This is a genomic window from Pseudomonas sp. B12(2026), from assembly GCF_057767015.1.
The window spans coordinates 5,328,343-5,344,616 of sequence record NZ_CM173430.1; the positions used below are offsets into that span (position 1 = coordinate 5,328,343).

At 67.2% G+C, this 16,274-nt stretch carries 12 protein-coding genes; 8 read left to right on the top strand and 4 right to left on the bottom strand.

Annotation, left to right across the window (positions count from 1 at the left end; genetic code table 11):
* Positions 1 to 50: 50 nt before the first annotated feature.
* From mscK to AC3B6A_RS24830, 6 genes are all read left to right on the top strand, one after another.
* Positions 51 to 3,419 (top strand): mechanosensitive channel MscK, encoded by a 3,369-nt coding sequence (gene mscK, locus AC3B6A_RS24805; protein ID WP_488399748.1) that lies wholly within the window; start codon positions 51 to 53, stop codon positions 3,417 to 3,419.
* A 58-nt stretch (positions 3,420 to 3,477) separates the two neighbouring features.
* On the top strand, positions 3,478 to 4,938 hold the full coding sequence (gene selO / locus AC3B6A_RS24810) for a protein adenylyltransferase SelO (RefSeq protein ID WP_488399749.1): 1,461 nt from the start codon (positions 3,478 to 3,480) through the stop codon (positions 4,936 to 4,938).
* A 122-nt stretch (positions 4,939 to 5,060) separates the two neighbouring features.
* Entirely contained in the window at positions 5,061 to 6,338 is a 1,278-nt protein-coding gene (locus tag AC3B6A_RS24815; protein ID WP_488399750.1) for a bifunctional O-acetylhomoserine aminocarboxypropyltransferase/cysteine synthase, read from the top strand.
* Between the two features lie 51 nt (positions 6,339 to 6,389).
* The gene (gene trxC / locus AC3B6A_RS24820; RefSeq protein ID WP_488399751.1) at positions 6,390 to 6,824 is read left to right on the top strand and encodes a thioredoxin TrxC; all 435 of its coding nucleotides are present in this window, start codon (positions 6,390 to 6,392) and stop codon (positions 6,822 to 6,824) included.
* 103 nt (positions 6,825 to 6,927) lie between these two features.
* The gene (locus tag AC3B6A_RS24825) at positions 6,928 to 7,371 is read left to right on the top strand and encodes a YiiD C-terminal domain-containing protein (RefSeq protein WP_488399752.1); all 444 of its coding nucleotides are present in this window, start codon (positions 6,928 to 6,930) and stop codon (positions 7,369 to 7,371) included.
* A gap of 77 nt (positions 7,372 to 7,448) precedes the next feature.
* A complete protein-coding gene (locus AC3B6A_RS24830; RefSeq protein ID WP_488399753.1) occupies positions 7,449 to 8,255 on the top strand; it encodes a universal stress protein in 807 nt (268 codons plus the stop codon).
* A gap of 93 nt (positions 8,256 to 8,348) precedes the next feature.
* Here the strand turns inward: AC3B6A_RS24830 and AC3B6A_RS24835 are convergent, their stop codons facing one another.
* Together AC3B6A_RS24835 and AC3B6A_RS24840 are read right to left on the bottom strand one after the other, a co-directional pair.
* Entirely contained in the window at positions 8,349 to 9,116 is a 768-nt protein-coding gene (locus AC3B6A_RS24835; RefSeq protein ID WP_488399754.1) for a ParA family protein, read from the bottom strand.
* A gap of 81 nt (positions 9,117 to 9,197) precedes the next feature.
* Positions 9,198 to 10,106, bottom strand: a complete 909-nt coding sequence (locus AC3B6A_RS24840; protein ID WP_488399755.1) for a LysR family transcriptional regulator — start codon at positions 10,104 to 10,106, stop codon at positions 9,198 to 9,200.
* 182 nt (positions 10,107 to 10,288) lie between these two features.
* Between AC3B6A_RS24840 and AC3B6A_RS24845 the strand changes: the two genes are divergently transcribed.
* Positions 10,289 to 11,629, top strand: a complete 1,341-nt coding sequence (locus AC3B6A_RS24845) for an MFS transporter (protein ID WP_488399756.1) — start codon at positions 10,289 to 10,291, stop codon at positions 11,627 to 11,629.
* Between the two features lie 244 nt (positions 11,630 to 11,873).
* Entirely contained in the window at positions 11,874 to 13,265 is a 1,392-nt protein-coding gene (gene gabP, locus AC3B6A_RS24850) for a GABA permease (protein ID WP_488399757.1), read from the top strand.
* A 316-nt stretch (positions 13,266 to 13,581) separates the two neighbouring features.
* Here the strand turns inward: gabP and hemE are convergent, their stop codons facing one another.
* Together hemE and AC3B6A_RS24860 are read right to left on the bottom strand one after the other, a co-directional pair.
* Positions 13,582 to 14,646 (bottom strand): uroporphyrinogen decarboxylase, encoded by a 1,065-nt coding sequence (hemE, locus tag AC3B6A_RS24855; protein ID WP_488399758.1) that lies wholly within the window; start codon positions 14,644 to 14,646, stop codon positions 13,582 to 13,584.
* A gap of 198 nt (positions 14,647 to 14,844) precedes the next feature.
* The gene (locus AC3B6A_RS24860; RefSeq protein WP_488399759.1) at positions 14,845 to 16,263 is read right to left on the bottom strand and encodes a glutamate synthase small subunit GltD family protein; all 1,419 of its coding nucleotides are present in this window, start codon (positions 16,261 to 16,263) and stop codon (positions 14,845 to 14,847) included.
* Positions 16,264 to 16,274: the final 11 nt, after the last annotated feature.

Below are 16,274 nucleotides of genomic sequence, written 5' to 3' on the forward strand. Positions count from 1 at the left end.
CAGCCAGCACTACCCTCACCCCTTTTCCGCACGAGCCGCCGATCGCGACCATGTCATTCCTGCTGCGTACCCTGCTGACCGCCGTCCTTTTGGGCGGCCCGCTCACCGGCCTGCCCGCGCTGGCCGCCGACAACGCCCCGCCCAGCGCCGAACAGGTGCAGCAGGGCCTCGATGGCCTGGCCGGGCGCAAGCTTTCGGACGCCGAGGCCAAGCCGATCAAGGCCAGCCTGGAGAACACCCTCAAGCTGCTGGCGGCCAGGCAGGACAGCGAGAACCAGCTGGCCGAGCTCAAGGGCCGGCTGGCCGACGCGCCCCGGCTGATCGGCGAGAACCAGAAGACCCTGAACCGCCTCAAGGGCACCAGCGACAAGCCCGCCGCGCAGCGCTACGCCAGCTACAACGCGACCCAGCTGGAGATGCGGCTCAACGAGCAGTCCACCCAGCTGGCCGCCTGGCAGCGCGAAATGGCCGACGCCAAGAGCGACATGCTCACCGCGCAGACCCGCCCCGAGCGCGCCCAGGCGGACCTGAGCAAGAACCAGACACGCCTGCTGGAGATCGCCGGGCTGCTCAAGAGCGGCAAGGAAAACGGCAAGCCGCTGATCGCCGAGCGGCGCGACGAACTGGAAGCCGAACAGGCCGCGCTCACCGTGCAGAACCAGCTGCTGCGCCAGCAGCTGGCCGGCAACAACCTGATCCTCGACCTCGCCTCCAGCCAGCGCGACCTGCTGGCCGAGCGCATCGCCCGCGAGGAGCGCGAAGCCCTCGAACTGCAGGCGATGATCAGCGAAAAGCGCCGCGAGCAGTCGGAGAAGACCGTCGCCGCGCTGTCCAAGGACGCCGACCAGGCGACCGGCACCGACAGCCTGCTCAGCCAGGAGAGCGCCACCAACCTCAAGTTCTCCGACTACCTGCTGCGCACCACCGACCGCCTCAACGTCCTGACCCGGCGCAACCTGGAAACCAAGCAGCGGCTCGACAACCTGGCCCAGGGCGAGCAGACCCTGGACGAGCAGATCAACGCCCTGCGCGGCAGCCTGCTGCTGTCGAAGATCCTCTACCAGCAGAAGCAGTCACTGCCGGTGATCAAGACCGACCAGGAGCTGGCCGACGAGATCGCCGACCTGCGCCTGTACCAGTTCGAGCTGAACCAGCGGCGCGACGAGCTGAACGACACCGAGGCGTACCTCGACAAGCTGCTGGCCCAGCAGCCGCAGGAAAGCCTCACCCCGCAGCTGCGCCACGACCTCGGCGAGCTGGTCAACACCCGCCTGGAACTGATGGAGCGCCTCAACCACGAGATGAACGCGCTGCTCAACGAGGCGATCACCCTGCAGCTCAACCAGAAGCAGCTCAAGGAAACCAGCGACAAGCTGCGCGCCACCCTCGACGAGCAGATGTTCTGGATTCCCAGCAACCGCGCGCTGGACCTGTCGTGGTTCAAGATGACCCCGACGCTGATGCGTCACCAGCTGGCCGAGGTGCCCTGGGGCGCGGGCGTGAAGGAGCTGGGCGAGGGCCTGGTCGACCGGCCCTTCCTGTTCCTGCCGCTGCTCCTGCTGGTCGCCGGCCTGCTGTGGAAGCGCCGGTTCCTCTACGACAAGCTCGAATCGCTGAACGACGACATCGGCCACTTCAAGCGCGACAGCCAGATGCACACCCCGCTGGCCCTGCTGCTCGCCGTGCTGCTGGCGCTGCCCGGCACCCTGGCGCTGGCCATCGCCGGCCTGGCCCTGCTGCTCGATGCGCGCGGACAGAACGCCACCCTGGGCAGCGCGCTGCTGGAGATGGCGCAGGTCTGGCTGGTGTTCTACACCGCGCACCGCATCCTGCGCCCGGGCAGCATCGCCGAACGGCACTTCCACTGGAGCCAGGCGCAGACGCAGTTCCTCGGCAAGCTGATGCGCCGCCTGGGCCTGGTGGTGATGTCGCTGGTCGCGGTGGTCACCGTCGCCGAGCACCAGCCGGCCAGTCTGGCCGACGACGTGATCGGCATCGCCATCGTCCTGTTCGGCTACGCCGCGATGACCTGGATGCTGGGCAAGCTGCTGTTCGGCAGCCCCGCCAGCCAGCGCCCGTCGATGGTCAAGATGATCGTCGGCCTGGGCTTCACCGTGCTGCCGGTGGCGCTGTTCCTGGCGGTGGGCTTCGGCTACTACTACACCGCGCTCAAGCTCACCGACCGGCTGATCGACACTCTGTTCCTGCTGATGTTCTGGATGGTGGTGGAAGCCACCTTCGTCCGCGGCATGGGCGTGGCCGCGCGGCGCCTGGCCTACCAGCGGGCGATGACCAAGCGCCAGGCCCCGGCCCGGGACATCGAAGGCGGCGACGTGGTGGAAGAGCCGACCCTGGGCATCGAGCAGATCAACGAGCAGTCGATGCGGCTGATCCGCCTGGGCCTGCTGATCGGCTTCGTGGTCACCCTGTACTGGGTCTGGGCCGACCTGATCAGCGTGGTCTCCTACCTCGACAACGTGACCCTCTACCAGTACAGCAGCGGCACCGGCGACACGGCCTCGACCACGCCGATCAGCCTGAGCGACTTCCTCATGGCGCTGGTGATCGCCGCCGTGACCGTCGCCCTGGCGCGCAACCTGCCGGGCCTGCTGGAAGTGCTGGTGCTGCAGCGCCTGACCCTGGGCCAGGGCAGCGCCTACGCCATCACCACCCTGCTCTCCTACATCATCAGCGGCGTCGGCATCGTCAGCGCGCTGTCGACGCTGGGGGTGAGCTGGGACAAGCTGCAATGGCTGGTGGCCGCGCTCTCGGTCGGCCTGGGCTTCGGCCTGCAGGCGATCTTCTCCAACTTCGTCTCCGGCCTGATCATCCTCTTCGAGCGCCCGGTGCGGATCGGCGACGTGGTGACCATCGGCAGCCTGTCCGGCACCGTCAGCCGGATCCGCATCCGCGCCACCACCATCACCGATTTCGACCGCAAGGAAATCATCGTCCCCAACCAGACCTTCATCACCGGGCAACTGGTGAACTGGTCGCTGAGCGACACCGTGACCCGGGTGACCATCAAGATCGGCCTGGCCTACGAGAGCGACCTGGCCCTGGCGCGCAAGATCATGCTCGACGCCGTGCACGCCAACCCCCGCGTGCTGCGCGACCCGGAGCCGGTGCTGTACTTCACCACGATCAGCGCCAGCACCTTCGACTACGAGCTGCGCTTCCACGTGCGCGAGCTGGGCGACCGCAACCCGGCGGTGGACGAGACCCTGACCCACATCGCCCTGGCCTTCCGCGAGCACAACATCGAAATGGCCTTCAACCAGGTCGACGTCTTCGTGAAGAACCTGCAGGGCCAGCAAGCCCAGTTGGTCATCGGCCAGCAGCCCGCCGCCGCGCCGGTGCAGGCCAAGCCGGTGCAGGCGCGGCCGGCACAGGACGATCCCGAAGTCGGCACGGCCTGAGGCTGGACGCCTCCGGACATGTCCGAGCACAATGCTCGGACATGTCCGGAGCCAGCCCTTGAAAACGCTCGACCAACTGACCTTCGACAACCGCTTCGCCCGCCTGGGCGAGGTCTTCTCCACCGAAGTCCTGCCCGATCCCATCGCCGACCCGCGCCTGGTCATCGCCAGCCCCTCGGCCATGGCGCTGCTCGACCTCGACCCGGGCGAAGCGGACAACCCGGCGTTCACCGAGCTGTTCGCCGGCCACAAGCTGTGGGCAACGGCCGAGCCACGGGCGATGGTCTACTCCGGGCACCAGTTCGGCGCCTACAACCCGCGCCTGGGCGACGGCCGCGGCCTGCTGCTGGGCGAGGTGCTCAACGACGCCGGCGAACACTGGGACCTGCACCTCAAGGGCGCCGGGCAGACGCCCTACTCGCGCATGGGCGACGGCCGCGCGGTGCTGCGCTCGTCGATCCGCGAATTCCTCGCCAGCGAATACCTGCACGCCCTCGGCATCCCCACCAGCCGCGCCCTGTGCGTCACCGGCTCCAGCACCACGGTGTGGCGCGAAACCCGGGAAACCGGCGCCATGCTGCTGCGCCTGGCGCCCAGCCACGTGCGCTTCGGCCACTTCGAGTATTTCTACTACACCCAGCAGGCGGAGCAGTTGAAGACCCTGGGCGAGTTCGTCCTGCAGTCGTACTTCCCGCAATGCCTGGGCGACGAGAAGCCCTACCTCGCGCTGTTCCGCGAAGTCGTCGAGCGCACCGCCGGGATGATCGGCTACTGGCAGGCCTACGGCTTCTGCCACGGGGTGATGAACACCGACAACATGTCGATCCTCGGCATCACCTTCGACTACGGCCCCTACGCCTTCCTCGACGACTTCGACGCCAACCACATCTGCAACCACTCCGACGACATGGGCCGCTACTCCTTCAGCAACCAGGTGCCCATCGCCCACTGGAACCTCGCCGCGCTCGGCCAGGCGCTGACGCCCTTCGTCGAGGTCGACGAGCTGCGCGCCACCCTGGACCTGTTCCTGCCGCTCTACCAGGCGCACTACCTCGACCTGATGCGCCGCCGCCTGGGCCTGGCCACGGCCGAAGACGGCGACCTGGAGCTGGTGCAGACCCTGCTGCAGGCCATGCAGAAAGGCGCGGTGGACTACACGCTGTTCTTCCGCCGCCTCGGCGAACAGGCGCCGGAGCAGGCGCTGGCGGTGGTCCGCGAGGACTTCGTCGACCTCGCCGGCTTCGACGCCTGGGCCGCCGAATACCGCGCCCGCGCCGATCGCGAAGGCGGCAGCCAGGAGCAGCGCCGCGCCCGCATGCACGCGGTCAACCCGCTCTACGTGCTGCGCAACTACCTGGCCCAGGAAGCCATCAACGCCGCCGAGCAGGGCGACTTCAGCGTGGTGCGCCGCCTGCACGAGGTGCTCAGCCGGCCCTTCGAGGAACAGCCCGGCGCCGAGGCCTTCACCCGCCGCCCGCCGGACTGGGGCAAGCACCTGGAGATCAGTTGCTCCTCCTGACCCGGTTATAAGCTCAGGAGCAAGGGTTCTAGGCGCGCGGAGCGGATATTGCTCCCGGTCATTGACCGGAGCCGGGCGCCGCTCGCATCCTCGGGCCTCTCCGTCCCAAGGATGCTCGAACAATGAAACTGGAAACCCTGGCCATCCACGCCGGCTACAGCCCCGACCCGACCACCAAGGCAGTGGCCGTGCCGATCTACCAGACCACCTCCTACGCCTTCGACGACACCCAGCACGGCGCCGACCTGTTCGACCTGAAGGTCGCCGGCAACATCTACACGCGGATCATGAACCCCACCAACGCGGTGCTGGAGGAACGCGTGGCCGCGCTGGAAGGCGGCGTCGGCGCGCTGGCCGTGGCCTCGGGCATGGCGGCCATCACCTACGCCATCCAGACCGTGGCCGAGGCCGGCGACAACATCGTCTCGGTGGCCAAGCTCTACGGCGGCACCTACAACCTGTTCGCCCACACCCTGCCGCGCTTCGGCATCCAGACCCGCTTCGCGCCCCATGACGACATCGCCGCCCTCGAAGCGCTGATCGACGAGCGCACCAAGGCGGTGTTCTGCGAATCCATCGGCAACCCGGCAGGCAACATCGTCGACCTCAAGGCCCTGGCCGACGCCGCGCACCGCCACGGCGTGCCGCTGATCGTCGACAACACCGTGGCCACGCCGATCCTCTGCCGGCCCTTCGAGCACGGCGCGGACATCGTCGTCCACGCCCTGACCAAGTACATCGGCGGCCACGGCACCAGCATCGGCGGCATGGTCGTCGACTCCGGCAAGTTCCCCTGGGCCGAGAACAAGACGCGCTTCCCGCTGCTCAACACCCCGGACCCGTCCTACCACGGCGTGACCTACACCGAAGCCTTCGGCCCCGCCGCCTTCATCGGCCGCTGCCGCGTGGTGCCGCTGCGCAACACAGGCGCCGCGCTGTCGCCGTTCAACGCCTTCCTCATCCTGCAGGGCCTGGAAACCCTGGCGCTGCGCATGGAGCGCCATTGCGACAACGCGCTGAAGGTCGCGCAGTACCTGCAGGAGCATCCGCAGGTCAGCTGGGTGAAGTACGCCGGCCTTGCGGATCACCCCGAGCATGAACTGGCCCGGCGCTACATGGGCGGCCAGCCGGCGTCGATCCTCTCCTTCGGCATCAAGGGCGGCCAGGAAGCCGGCGCGCGCTTCATCGACGCGCTGAAGCTGGTGGTGCGCCTGGTCAACATCGGCGACGCCAAGTCCCTGGCCTGCCACCCGGCCTCCACCACCCACCGCCAGCTCAACGACGAGGAACTGGAAAAGGCCGGCGTACCGCGCGACATGGTGCGGCTGTCCATCGGCATCGAGCACATCGACGACATCCTCGCCGACCTGGCTCAAGCGCTGCAGGCCGCCGAGGCTTGAAACCCGGACCGCGAGGCTCCACCTTGGCGTCATAGCCTCTGGAGCCTCGCCATGTCCGCATCCCTGATCGTCCCCTGCCCCAACTGCAACGGCCTCAACCGCGTACCCGCCGAGCGCCTGGGCGACGCGCCGCGCTGCGGCCGCTGCCAGTCGCCGGTGATCGTCGACCGCCCGTTCGAGGTCAATGAAGCCAGCTTCGCCGCCCAGGCCAAGGGCGACCTGCCGCTGCTGGTGGACGTCTGGGCCGACTGGTGCGGCCCGTGCAAGAGCTTCGCGCCAGTATTCGAGCAGGCCGCCGCGCGGCTTTCCGGCAAAGTGCGCCTGGCCAAGCTGGACAGCGACGCCAACCCGAACCTCTCCACGCGCCTGGGCATCCGTTCGATTCCCAGCCTGATCCTGCTGCGCAACGGCCAGGAAGTGGCGCGCCAGAGCGGCGCCATGCCGCTGCCGCAACTGCTCGACTGGCTGACCCGCAACGGCATCTGAAGCCGCGCCCGCTGAGCGATCCGGTCAATCCGCGCGGTCATTGCCTGGCTGCGCGGCGCGGCTAGTCTTGGGCAGGCCACCCTCGGCGAACCGGAGCGCGCCCATGCCCTACCCCGAAGACTTCATCCGCCAGCTCACCGAAGAACACATCGCCTTCGTCAAGCGCACCGGCCTCAGGGCCGAGGTGCTGGAGCCGGGCCACGTGCGCCTGCGCATGCCGCTCAAGGGCAACGAGAACCACATCGCCAACATGTACGCCGGCGCGCTGTTCACCGTGGCCGAGCTGCCTGGCGGCGTGCTGATGCTGACCAGCTTCGATGCCCGGCGCTTCTACCCCATCGTCAAGGAAGCCGGCCTGCGCTTCCTGCGCCCGGCCGCCAGCGACGTGACCGTCGACGCCCGGATCAGCGCGGAGGAAATCCAGCGGATCGGCGACGAAGCGGCGCGCAACGGCAAGTCCGACTTCATCCTCGACCTGCAGCTCAAGGGCGAGGACGGCACCGTCGTCGCCGAGAGCCACGCCGTCTATCAACTGCGCAGCCGCTGACGACCGGCCGTTGCCCTGCATCAAGATGAAACCGCCCGCGTGGTACGACAGTGGAAGCGCCACAGAGGGAAGCCATCATGTACAGGAACCTGCTCGTCGCCCACGACCTCAGCGTGGAAGCGGACATCGCGGTGCGCCGCGCCGCCCAGCTGGCCCGCCAGCACGGCGCGAAAGTCACCCTGCTGCATGTGATCGAGGAATATTTTCCCGACCGCATGATGCACACGGTCCGTGAGGCCGCCGAGGTCGCGCTGCGCGACGCCGCGGCGGCCAACGCCATCGCCGATTATCAGCTGCTGATCCGCCAGGGCCGCGCCGCGCCCACCGTCATCCAGGCGGCGCAGGAGCTCAAGGCCGACCTGCTGGTGATCGGCGCGCATCACCAGCAGATACTTGAGCGCTTCGACGGCACCACCCTGGAGCGCATCGCCCGCCACTGCCGCTCGCCGATCCTGCTGGCGGTGTCGGAAGCCGCCACGCCCTATGCCAGGGCCCTGGCCGGGCTGGACCTGTCGCTGTGCTCCTGCCAGGCCTGGCGCGCCGGTTACCGGCTGCTGCCGGCCGGCGCCGAGCTGCTGGCGCTCAACGCCTACCAGCCGGGCAAGGCCGAACGCGCCGATGCCCACCTGGAAACCCAGCGTGCGCTGCTGCACCAGACCCTGCAGGACGAACGCGCGCAGCTGCCGGCCGAAGGGCCGCAGTTGCTCTGCGCGGTGCAACAGGGAAACTTCCAGCAGGCGCTGGAGACCGCGCTGCGGGAATGGACGCCGGACCTGCTGGTCCTCGGCAGCCGCAGCCGCGGCGCCATCGAGCAGGCCATGCTCGGCAGTTCGACCCGGCACTTCCTGCGCCGGCCGCCGTGCGACCTGCTCATCTCGCAGTGAACCGGCTCGCCGGTCGGGCGCCGCTGCCGGCGTGGCGCTGAGCGGGCCGTCGCGCTCCCCGGGCGGGAGCGGCGCCGTCGATCGTCAGGAAGCTCAGGATTCCAGCAGGTTGTGCAGCTCGACGAACTGCTGGGTCAGCTTGTGCCGCGGTTCGAGGAAGATCAGCGGGATGCAGGCCTGGTGCGACTCGCGCATCTTCACCGAGCTCATCAGGTAGACCGGCAGCACCGGCAGTTCCTCCTCCACCAGCTCATCCAGCAGCTGCTGCGGCAGGCTGGCGCGCGGCTGGAACTGGTTGACCACGATGCCTTCGACTTCCAGGTCCTCGTTGTGGTCCTCCCTCAACTCCTCGATCTCCTGCAGCAGCCCGTACAGCGCCTGGCGGGAGAAGCTGTCGCAGTCGAAGGGAATCAGGCAGCGATCGGCGGCGATCAGTGCCGATACGGTGTAGAAATTCAGCGACGGCGGGGTATCCAGGTAGATCCGGTCGTAGTCGTCGGACAGTTCGTCCAGCAGTTTGCGCAGCTTGTTGATCTTGTGCTTCTGCTCGAGCTTGGGCTGCAGGTCGGCCAGCTCCGGACTCGCGGTGACGACATGCAGGTTGTCGAAGGGGGTCTCGTGAATGTCGACCTTGCCCTTGCGGCCAAAGGGGCCGGATGAAAGGGTCTGCTTGAAGAAGTCGGCGATGCCCACGGGAATGTCCTCGCCGGTCAGGCCGGTGAGGTAGTGCGTCGAGTTGGCCTGGGCGTCCAGGTCCACCAGCAGCGTGCGATAGCCCTCCGCCGCACTGACCGCCGCCAGGTTGCAGGCGATGCTCGACTTGCCCACTCCGCCTTTCTGATTGAACACCACGCGCCGCATGAGCCGTCCCTCCGGGATCCATTCGAGTGCTTCGGATTCTATGCAATGGTCATGACAACGGCGAGCGTTCCGTCGGCCGGCTCAGCCGTCGGCGCGCAAGGCCGCTACCTCGCGGGTCAGCAGGTCGATGAAGGACTGAGCCAGCGGCGAGCGCTCGTCGCGCCGGCGCACCAGCCAGACCGAGCTGGTGGCCCCGGGGTCGAGCAGCGTGCGGTAGACCACCCCGTCCACCCGCGTGCGGCGGAACGAGGCCGGCAGCATGGTGACGCCCAGCCCGGCGGCCACCAGGCCGATGATGGTCATCGCCTCGCCGGCCTCCTGGGCGATGCGCGGACTGAAGCCGGCCTGCCGCGACAGGGCGATCAGTTGGTCGTAGAGGCCGGTGCCGTAGCTGCGCGGAAAGAACACGAAGGGCTCGTCCGCCAGCGCGGCGATCTCCAGCCCGTCCTGGCTGGACTCCACCAGCGGGTGGTCGGCCCGCAGCACCGCCACCAGCGGCTCGCTGAACAGTTCCACCGCTTCCAGGGTGTCCGGCAGCGCGATCGGCCGGATCAGGCCGACCTGCACCCGCTCCTCCAGCAGCGCCTGGACGGCCCGGCCGCTGCTCATTTCCTGCAGGTCGAGGTGGACGTCCGGGTAGGCCTGGCGGAACGCCAGGATGCTGCGCGGAATGGTCGAGGTGAACGGCGCGGAGGCGGTGAAGCCGATCTTCAGCTCGCCCAGCTCGCCCTGGTGCGCGCGGCGCGCCAGCAGCACCGCGCGGTCGACCTGCTGCAGCACCAGCCGCGCTTCGGCGAGGAACAGTTGCCCGGCCTCGGTCAGCGCCACCCGTCGGTTGGTGCGCTCCAGCAGGCGCGCGCCGATCTCCTCCTCCAGCGCCTGGATCTGCTGGCTCAGGGGCGGCTGGGAGATGCCCAGCTGCTCTGCGGCGCGGCCAAAGTGCAGTTCCTCGGCCACGGCGATGAAGTAACGCAGGTGTCGCAGTTCCATTCAGCACCCATCGATTCGTAATAGATATCAAACGTGTCGATTAATATATTGGAAATAATAAAGCCCGCTCCTTATCCTTTCCACACAAGCCCAATAACGACTGCCAACCTGCCGTATGCCTGGCCGCGCGCGCCCTTGCCGCCACCCCAGGCCGTCCTGCCGCCATCAATCCGAGGTGTGTCGTGAGCCAACCTGCCCTGCGGGCTTTGCGGGAAGAAGAACACTCCGCGCCGAGCGAGCCATCCGACCTGCTGGATCGCGCCCGCGAAGCCAACGGCGACGTGGTGCGCGTCGTCGAGGAAATCGAGACCTATATCGAGAAAGGCACCCCGGCCTTCATGCGCACCTCCCTTGCGCTGTTCTCCGGCGGCTTCGCCACCTTCGCCCTGCTCTACTGCGTGCAGCCGATGATGCCGGTGCTGTCGAAGGCCTTCGACCTGACGGCGACGCAGAGCAGCCTGGTGCTGTCCATCTCGACCATCACCATGGCCTTCGGCCTGCTGGTGACCGGGCCGATCTCCGATGCCATCGGGCGCAAGTCGATCATGGTCGCCTCGCTGATCCTCGCCGCGCTGTTCACTCTCGCCAGCTCGGTGATGCCGACCTGGCACGGCGTGCTGGCGATGCGCGCGCTGCTCGGCCTGTCGCTGAGCGGCCTGGCGGCGGTGGGCATGACCTACCTCTCCGAGGAAATCCACCCGCAGCACATCGGCCTGTCCATGGGGCTGTACATCGGCGGCAACGCCATCGGCGGCATGAGCGGCCGGCTGATCAGCGGCGTGCTGGTGGATTACGTGAACTGGCACGTGGCGATCGCCACGCTGGGCGTGATCTCCCTCGCCGCGGCCCTGCTGTTCTGGCGCATCCTCCCCGAGTCGAAGAACTTCCACCCGGCGCCGCTCAAGCCGCGCCAGCTGGCCGAGGGCTTCATCGGGCACTTCCGCGATGCCGGGCTGCCCTGGCTGTTCCTCGAAGCCTTCCTGCTGATGGGCGCCTTCGTCACCCTGTTCAACTACATCGGCTACCGCCTGCTGGCCGATCCGTACCACCTGAGCCAGGCGGTGGTCGGCCTGCTCTCGGTGGTCTACCTGGCGGGCATCTACAGCTCCGCCTGGGTCGGCTCCCTGGCCGACCGCCTGGGCCGGCGCAAGGTGCTCTGGGCGATGATCGTGCTGATGCTCGGCGGCCTGCTGGCCACCCTGCTGCAGCCGCTGGCCCTGGTGCTGATCGGGATGCTGGTGTTCACCTTCGGCTTCTTCGGCGCGCATTCGGTGGCCAGCAGCTGGATCGGCCGCCGCGCCCTGAAAGCCAAGGGCCAGGCGTCGTCGCTGTACCTGTTCAGCTACTACGTCGGCTCCAGCATCGCCGGCACCGCGGGCGGGGTGTTCTGGCACCGCTATGGCTGGAACGGCGTGGGGCTGTTCATTGCCAGCCTGCTGGTGATCGCGGTCCTGGTGGCGCTGCACCTGGCCCGCCTGCCGGTGTTACCGCGCGACATTCCCAGCCCCGCAAGGCATGGGTAGTTTCTACACATGAAGAGAAGTTCTTATCCAAAACCGACATAAACAAGTCGCGTAAAGGTAAGCCAGCCAATTCAGATAACGCCCGCCCCGCGGGCGTTGTAGTTATATTTCCCACCCTACGACCAAAGTCGTAACAAAATATGGCGCACTCCTTGCGTCAAGAATAACGCACGACTTGTTGGAATCCCGAAACGGACCTCGACTCCCGCAGTACGCAATTCCCTCCTGTAGTTGTAGGTAAAGCATGAGCAGCACTCCTTCTTCCGGCCTCTCCCAGGGCCTGAAAAATCGTCACGTCACGATGCTTTCGATCGCCGGTGCCATTGGTGCGGGCCTGTTCGTGGGCTCCGGCCACGCCATCGCCGAAGCCGGCCCCGCCGTGCTGGTGTCCTACCTGATCGCCGGCCTGCTGGTGGTGCTGGTCATGCGCATGCTGGCCGAAATGGCCGTCGCGCAACCCGACAGCGGCTCCTTCTCCACCTATGCCGACCGCGCCATCGGTCACTGGGCCGGTTTCACCATCGGCTGGCTGTACTGGTGGTTCTGGGTGCTGGTGATCCCGCTGGAAGCCAACGCCGCCGCGGCGATCATCCACGCCTGGGTGCCCGGCGCACCGATCTGGGTGCTGGCCTTCCTGATCACCTCCGCCCTGACCGTGACCAACCTGTTCAGCGTGAAGAACTACGGTGAGTTCGAGTTCTGGCTGGCGCTGATCAAGGTCTGCTCGATCATCGCCTTCATCGTGCTGGGCTGCGCCGCCATCTTCGGTGTCTCGCTGAACCCGGAAGTCAGCGGCATCGGCCACCTGACCAGCGAAGGCTTCTTGCCTCGTGGCTGGGGCGCCGTGCTCGCCGCGCTGCTGACCACCATGTTCTCCTTCATGGGTTCGGAGATCGTCACCATCGCCGCCACCGAGTCCAAGGACCCGGCGCAGCAGATCACCCGCGCCACCAACTCGGTGATCTGGCGTATCGCCCTGTTCTACCTGCTGTCGATCCTGATCGTGGTCTGCCTGGTGCCGTGGAACGACCCGCGCCTGGTGAGCATGGGCTCCTACCAGACCGTGCTGGAACACCTGCACATCCCGTACGCCAAGCTGATCGTCGACATCATCGTGCTGGTCTCGGTGACCAGTTGCCTGAACTCGGCGCTCTACACCGCCTCGCGCATGATGTACTCGCTGAGCAAGCGCGGCGACGCGCCGAAGATCGCCCAGGTGACCAGCGCCAGCCGCACGCCGGTGTACGCCGTGCTGCTGTCCACCGCCATGGCCTTCCTCTGCACCTTCGCCAACTACCTGGCCCCGGCCGAAGTGTTCAACTTCCTGCTGGCCAGCTCCGGCGCCATCGCCCTGCTGGTGTACCTGGTGATCGCCCTGTCGCAGCTGCGCATGCGCAAGAAGCTGCTCGCCCAGGGCCACCAGCTGACCCTGAAGATGTGGTTCTTCCCCTGGCTGACCTGGGCGGTGATCCTGTTCATCAGCGCTGCGCTGATCATCATGCTGATCCGTCCGGACCACCGCATCGAGGTGGTCGCCACCGCGCTGCTGTCCATCGTGGTGGTCTGCTCCGGCCTGCTGGTGTCGAACCGCCGCAAGAGCCAGCGCGCCGCCGGCATGGTTGCCGACGCTGCGTGATGCACCCTGATGGGGCGCAAGGCTCCATCAGGGAACGAAAAGCCCCGCCGATTGGCGGGGCTTTTCGTTCCCCGGGGTAGATCTGCCTTTCAGAAGCATCGCGGACGGAGTCCGCTCCTACGCCCGGATTGGCTTTCGCAGGAGCGGACTCCGTCCGCGATCCGCCGGCAAGGCCGGCGCCTTGGCCGTTCGCGAGCAAGCTCGCTCCTACAGGGAGAGATGGCAGCGCTTTTCGTAAGCTAGCTTGCTCGCGAACCCATCCGCCAAAAACGAAAAAGCCCCGCACATGCGGGGCTTTTTCAGGTCAGCGCAACGCTCAGTGATACTGCGCCGACAGCTCGTGCACCGCCTCGAAGAAGGCGCCGGCGTGGGCCGGGTCGACTTCCGGGGTGATGCCGTGGCCGAGGTTGAACACGTGGCCGTTACCGTTGCCATAGGCAGCGAGGATGCGCGCCACTTCAGCGCGGATGGCTTCCGGCTTGGCGTAGAGCACCGCCGGGTCCATGTTGCCCTGCAGGGCGACCTTGTCGCCGACGCGGGCGCGGGCGCTGCCGATGTCGCAGGTCCAGTCCAGGCCGAGGGCCTCGGCGCCGGTGTCGGCCATGGATTCCAGCCACAGGCCGCCGCCCTTGGTGAAGAGGATCACCGGCACGCGGCGCCCTTCGCTCTCGCGGATCAGGCCGGCGACGATCTTCTTCATGTAGGCCAGGGAGAACTCCTGGTACGCCGCCGCCGACAGGCTGCCGCCCCAGGAATCGAAGATCTGCACGGCCTGGGCACCGGCGCGGATCTGGCCGTTGAGGTAGCTGGTGACCGACTGCGCCAGCTTGTCCAGCAGGGCGTGCATGGCCTGCGGGTTGTCGTAGAGCATCGCCTTGGACTTGCGATAGTCGCGGCTGGAGCCGCCTTCGACCATGTAGGTGGCCAGGGTCCAGGGACTGCCGGAGAAGCCGATCAGCGGGGCGCGGCCGTTCAGCTCGCGGCGGATGGTGCGCACGGCATCCATCACATAGCCCAGGTCCTTCTCCGGATCGGGGATCGGCAGGGCGTCGATGTCCGCCTGGGTGGTCACGACCTTCTTGAAGCGCGGCCCTTCGCCGGTCTCGAAGTACAGGCCCTGGCCCATGGCGTCGGGGACGGTGAGGATGTCCGAGAAGAGGATCGCGGCGTCCAGCTGCGGGTAGCGGTCCAGCGGCTGCAGGGTCACCTCGCAGGCCAGTTGCGGGTTCATGCACAGGCTCATGAAGTCGCCGGCCTTGGCGCGGGTGGCGCGGTATTCCGGCAGGTAGCGGCCGGCCTGGCGCATCATCCAGACGGGGGTGACATCGACGGGCTGCTTGAGCAGGGCGCGAAGGAAGCGATCGTTCTTCAGGGCAGTCATAACGGCATCCGGAAAAAAAGTGCGGGCATTTTCGCAAAGCCCAAAAGAAAAGGCACGGCGGGGGCCGTGCCTTTTGTCTTACGCGGCATTCTGCCGCAGCTGCAAGCTGCAAGCTGCAAGCTGCAAGCTGCAAGCCCACAGCTTGCGCTGCGCTGCTCTTGCTTGCAGCTTTATGCTTACCGCTTATAGCTGGCGCACTTACACCCCGAGGTAATCGAGGATGCCCTCGGCCGCAGTGCGCCCCTCGAAGATCGCCGTCACCACCAGGTCGGAACCGCGGACCATGTCGCCGCCGGCGAAGATCTTCGGGTTGCCGGTCTGGTGCTTGAACTGGCCGCCGGCCGGGGCGATGACGCGGCCCTGGCTGTCGATCTCGATCTGGTGCTGGTCGAACCAGGGCGCCGGGCTCGGGCGGAAGCCGAAGGCGATCAGCACGGCCTCGGCCGGGATGATCTCCTCGGAACCCGGGATCGGCTCGGGGCTGCGGCGGCCGCGGGCGTCCGGCTCGCCGAGACGGGTCTCGACCACCTTCACGCCTTCCACCTTGTCCTCGCCGACGATGGCGATGGGCTGGCGGTTGAAGAGGAACTTCACGCCTTCTTCCTTGGCGTTCTTCACCTCCCGGCGCGAGCCGGGCATGTTCTCTTCGTCGCGGCGGTAGGCGCAGGTCACGCTCTTGGCGCCCTGGCGGATCGAGGTGCGGTTGCAGTCCATCGCGGTGTCGCCACCGCCCAGCACCACGACGCGCTTGCCCTTCATGTCGACGAAGTCTTCCGGCGACTTCTCGAAGCCCAGGTTGCGGTTCACGTTGGCGATCAGGAAGTCCAGCGCGTCGTGCACGCCGGGCAGGTCCTCGCCGGGGAAGCCGCCTTTCATGTAGGTGTAGGTGCCCATGCCCATGAACACGGCATCGTACTCGTCGAGCAGCTGCTCCAGGGTCACGTCCTTGCCCACCTCGGTGTTCAGGCGGAACTCGATGCCCATGCCACCGAAGACCTCGCGGCGACGGGACAGGACATGCTTCTCCAGCTTGAACTCGGGGATGCCGAAGGTCAGCAGACCGCCGATTTCCGGGCGCTTGTCGAACACCACCGGGGTCACGCCGTTGCGCACCAGCACGTCGGCGCAGCCCAGGCCCGCCGGGCCGGCGCCGATCACCGCGACGCGCTTGCCGGTGGGCTTGACCTTGGACATGTCCGGGCGCCAGCCCATGGCGAAGGCGGTGTCGGTGATGTACTTCTCCACCGAGCCGATGGTCACCGCGCCGAAGCCGTCGTTCAGGGTGCAGGCGCCTTCGCACAGGCGGTCCTGCGGGCACACCCGGCCGCAGACTTCCGGCAGGGTGTTGGTCTGGTGGGACAGTTCGGCGGCGGCGAGGATGTTGCCTTCGGAGACCAGCTTCAGCCAGTTGGGGATGAAGTTGTGCACCGGGCACTTCCACTCGCAGTACGGGTTGCCGCAGCCCAGGCAGCGATGGGCCTGATCAGCCGCCTGCTGCGGCTTGAACAGGTCGTAGATTTCCACGAACTCGCGCTTGCGCTGGCGCAGCAGCTTCTTCTTCGGATCCTTGCGCCCGACTTCGATGAACTGGAAGTCGTTATTCAGACGTTCAGACATTTCGAGACCTC